We start from the raw sequence: 2,792 nt of genomic DNA on the forward strand, positions 1-2,792 counted from the left end.
TCGGTGGTGTTTTCGGTCTTGGCCCGGGGCCCTGTTGGCGCGGGTCGCTTTGAGGTGGTTGGGGTTGTTGAGCTGGTACTGCGCGTCGACGCCGTGGGCGGGCTTCGCCGCGCGCAGCCGGGCGCCGGTCTCGCGGCGCATCCTGGCCCGGTCGGGGACATCGGGGATGAGGTAGGACGTCGAGGTCCGGGAAGCGGCGAAAGCGGTCATCGCGATTCCGGTGCGGTCAGGCCGAGGAAGTCCTGGACGTTGGTGCTGACCACCTTGGCCGCGTCCGCCGGGCCGAGCGCCTCGACGACCGCGGCGAGGGACTTCTCCGAGTAGCCGAAGGTGCTCTCGTTGTGCGGGTAGTCCGAGGACCACATCACCCGGTCGACGCCGATGTGGTCGACCAGCGTCAGGCCGAGCGGGTCCACCATGAACGAGGCGCGCATGTGGTTGTCCCAGTAGTGCCGGATGTCGTGGGCGAGGGGACGGTCGAGCATGTGCTGGAAGGAGGCGTGCATGTGCTCGGCGTCCTGCAGCGCCGAGGCGACCCAGTTGATCCCGCCCTCGAACCAGCCGATCCGCAGGCCCGGGTGGCGGTCGATGATGCCGCTGAAGATGTACTTGGAGAACAACTCCCGGAACGGCGCGACATTGTGCATCATGCCGACCGCCACGCTGTTGACCTCACACGGGCTCGACAGCGGCGACTCGCCGATGTGGTGGGACACCGGAACGCCGGACTCCTCGATGGCGTCCCACACCGGGATCATGGCGGTGCTGCCGTAGTCGATGACCTTGCCGTCGTCGTCCTTGCCCGCCGACAGTGGGAGCAGGAAGGTGCGCAGCCCCAGCGATTTCAGCTCGTCGAGGGTGCGACGCGCGCCAAGGGGGTCCCACCAGTTGATGAGTCCGACGCCGTAGAAGGCGCCCTCGGAGCGCTCCTGGAGTTCGGCGATGTAGGCGTTGTAGATACGGAAGCACAGCTCGCGGATCTCCTTGTCGGGGTAGAACAGCAGCGCGAGCAGCGCGTTGGGGAAGGCCAGTTCCTTGGCGATGCCGTCGGCGCGCAGGTCGGCGGTGCGGGCGGCGAGATCGGCGCTGCCCGAGCCGGCCAACGGGTCGTACTGCATGAGCACGTGGCTGAAATCGCCGGGCAGGAAGGACTTTCCCTTGCGTCCGAGCTGGAAGGCGCCGTCCTCGTACCAGACCCGGGGCGCGCGATCCTTCAGGCTCTCGGGGAAGCGCTCGTAGAAGATGTCGTGCGCCAGCGAGATGTGGTTGTCGGCCGAGAAGACCTCGGTGCCCACGGGCAGGCCGAGCGTGCCTTCCGCGCGGCCCCGCCGGTCCTTCGGGGGGCCGAAACCGCCTGGGGGGTACAGGGAAGCACTGCTGGTCGGGACCGACATCATGACCCTCCGTTGGCGACTCGGGTGTGGTCGTGGCACCGATCGGCGACTGCCGAGCAGTGCGGTAATGAGATTATCACCATAGGAGAAGATGGCATTCGCACGCAATGCGTCCGAGAAAGCGGAGTGGCAGCTGAGGGGTTGAGAATGATGTTCTCTTCATGAGGTTTCACAGGTGCTTCGCGACACGCGTGGAAGTGACTTTTTCGCCACGCGGTGAGACCCTTGTCACAGCGAGCGAACCAACCTACTGTGTGTTCACTAGGTTTCCGGTCGACAGGTGTTCAGCGTGACAGCTCCCCGCCCCTATGCCTCTCTGCTCGCCAAGGGCGAGGATCGCAGGCAGCGCATCCTGACCGTCGCCCAGCGACTGCTCACCCGCAACGGCTGGCGCAACACCACGGTGGCGATGGTGGCGCGCGAGGCGGGCGTGAGCCCGGCGGGCCTGCTGCACCACTTCCCCTCCAAAGACCAACTGCTGCACGCCGTGCTCGACGCCAAGGACGCAGACGATCTCGCGCAGGCCGATCTCACCGGCGATCTGTTCGTCGAGATCGGCCGGGTGGCCGAACGCATCCAGCGCTCACCGGAACTCGTCGGCACCTTCGTGGTCATGCTGGTGGAGAATCTGCAACCCGAGGCGCCGCTGCACGATCGCCTGCTGGACAGGTGGAAACTCGCCGTCGGCATCGTGGCCGCCATCATCAGGCACAACCAGGAGCTCGGCCACTATCGCGCAGACATGGATGCCGATGTCCGGGCCGTCGAAATCGTCGCGTTCATCAACGGAATGGAGATCTCATGGCTGCTCGATCATTCGATCCCGCTGGCGAAGGTGTTCGAGGAATACACCAGGGCGCTGGCCCGGGACTTCGCTCCGGCCACGGCACCACCCGCTACCGGCTCGACATCGTCGGGACCAGCATCGTCGACGTCGTCGAGCACGCGGGCGGATGGTTGTTCGACCGAGCGATCGCAGGCTGGGAGGTAACCGTTCTCGTCGCCGACCTCGCCGACTCCCGTCCGGTGCGCATCCTCGGCGCGGAGGTGCTCGACCTGGAGACGGTGCTCTCGGCGAGAGGTCAGGGGCGCAGACCCGATGCCCTCGGCATCGCGAGCGCGATCTGCCGGCGCGACTCGCGGGCGAATCGCGGGGTGCTCGAGGCGCTGCGTGACGGTGGTGTGGAAGTCGTCGTGTGGGGTGAGGACTGGGCCTCGCCGCCGGAGCATCCGGTCGATCCGGTGCTGCACCGGCTGAGCATGGCCGCGCAGGCGTTCAAGGCGCAGGCGCTGTGCGCGGCGGCGGCGCCGTCGGTGGAGGTCGGCGCGACCGAGACCTTCCGCAGCGGGACCACCCTGGTGCCTCAGGTCGCCACCGACCTGCTGCCGGTCGGCTGA

General features: G+C 67.2%; 3 protein-coding genes and 1 pseudogene. 2 read left to right on the forward strand and 2 right to left on the reverse strand.

The window, feature by feature from the left end; translation table 11 throughout:
- Together QH283_RS25625 and QH283_RS25630 are read right to left on the reverse strand one after the other, a co-directional pair.
- Positions 1–210, reverse strand: a pseudogene (locus tag QH283_RS25625) (hypothetical protein); the annotation flags it as partial.
- Positions 207–1,397 (reverse strand): amidohydrolase family protein, encoded by a 1,191-nt coding sequence (locus QH283_RS25630; RefSeq protein ID WP_414689528.1) that lies wholly within the window; start codon positions 1,395–1,397, stop codon positions 207–209. The gene QH283_RS25630 and the pseudogene QH283_RS25625, both read right to left, overlap by 4 nt.
- 286 nt (positions 1,398–1,683) lie before the next feature.
- On the opposite strand from QH283_RS25630, the gene QH283_RS25635 reads away from it, so the two are divergent.
- Positions 1,684–2,385 carry a TetR/AcrR family transcriptional regulator gene (locus QH283_RS25635; protein WP_280505500.1) on the forward strand — a complete coding sequence of 234 codons (702 nt, stop codon included), beginning with the start codon at positions 1,684–1,686 and terminating at the stop codon, positions 2,383–2,385.
- A complete protein-coding gene (locus tag QH283_RS25640; protein ID WP_414689529.1) occupies positions 2,352–2,792 on the forward strand; it encodes a hypothetical protein in 441 nt (146 codons plus the stop codon). The genes QH283_RS25635 and QH283_RS25640 overlap by 34 nt, the downstream gene beginning before the upstream one ends.

Source organism: Nocardia farcinica, assembly GCF_029867845.1.
In the GTDB taxonomy this organism is placed as follows: Bacteria; Actinomycetota; Actinomycetes; order Mycobacteriales; family Mycobacteriaceae; genus Nocardia; species Nocardia farcinica_A.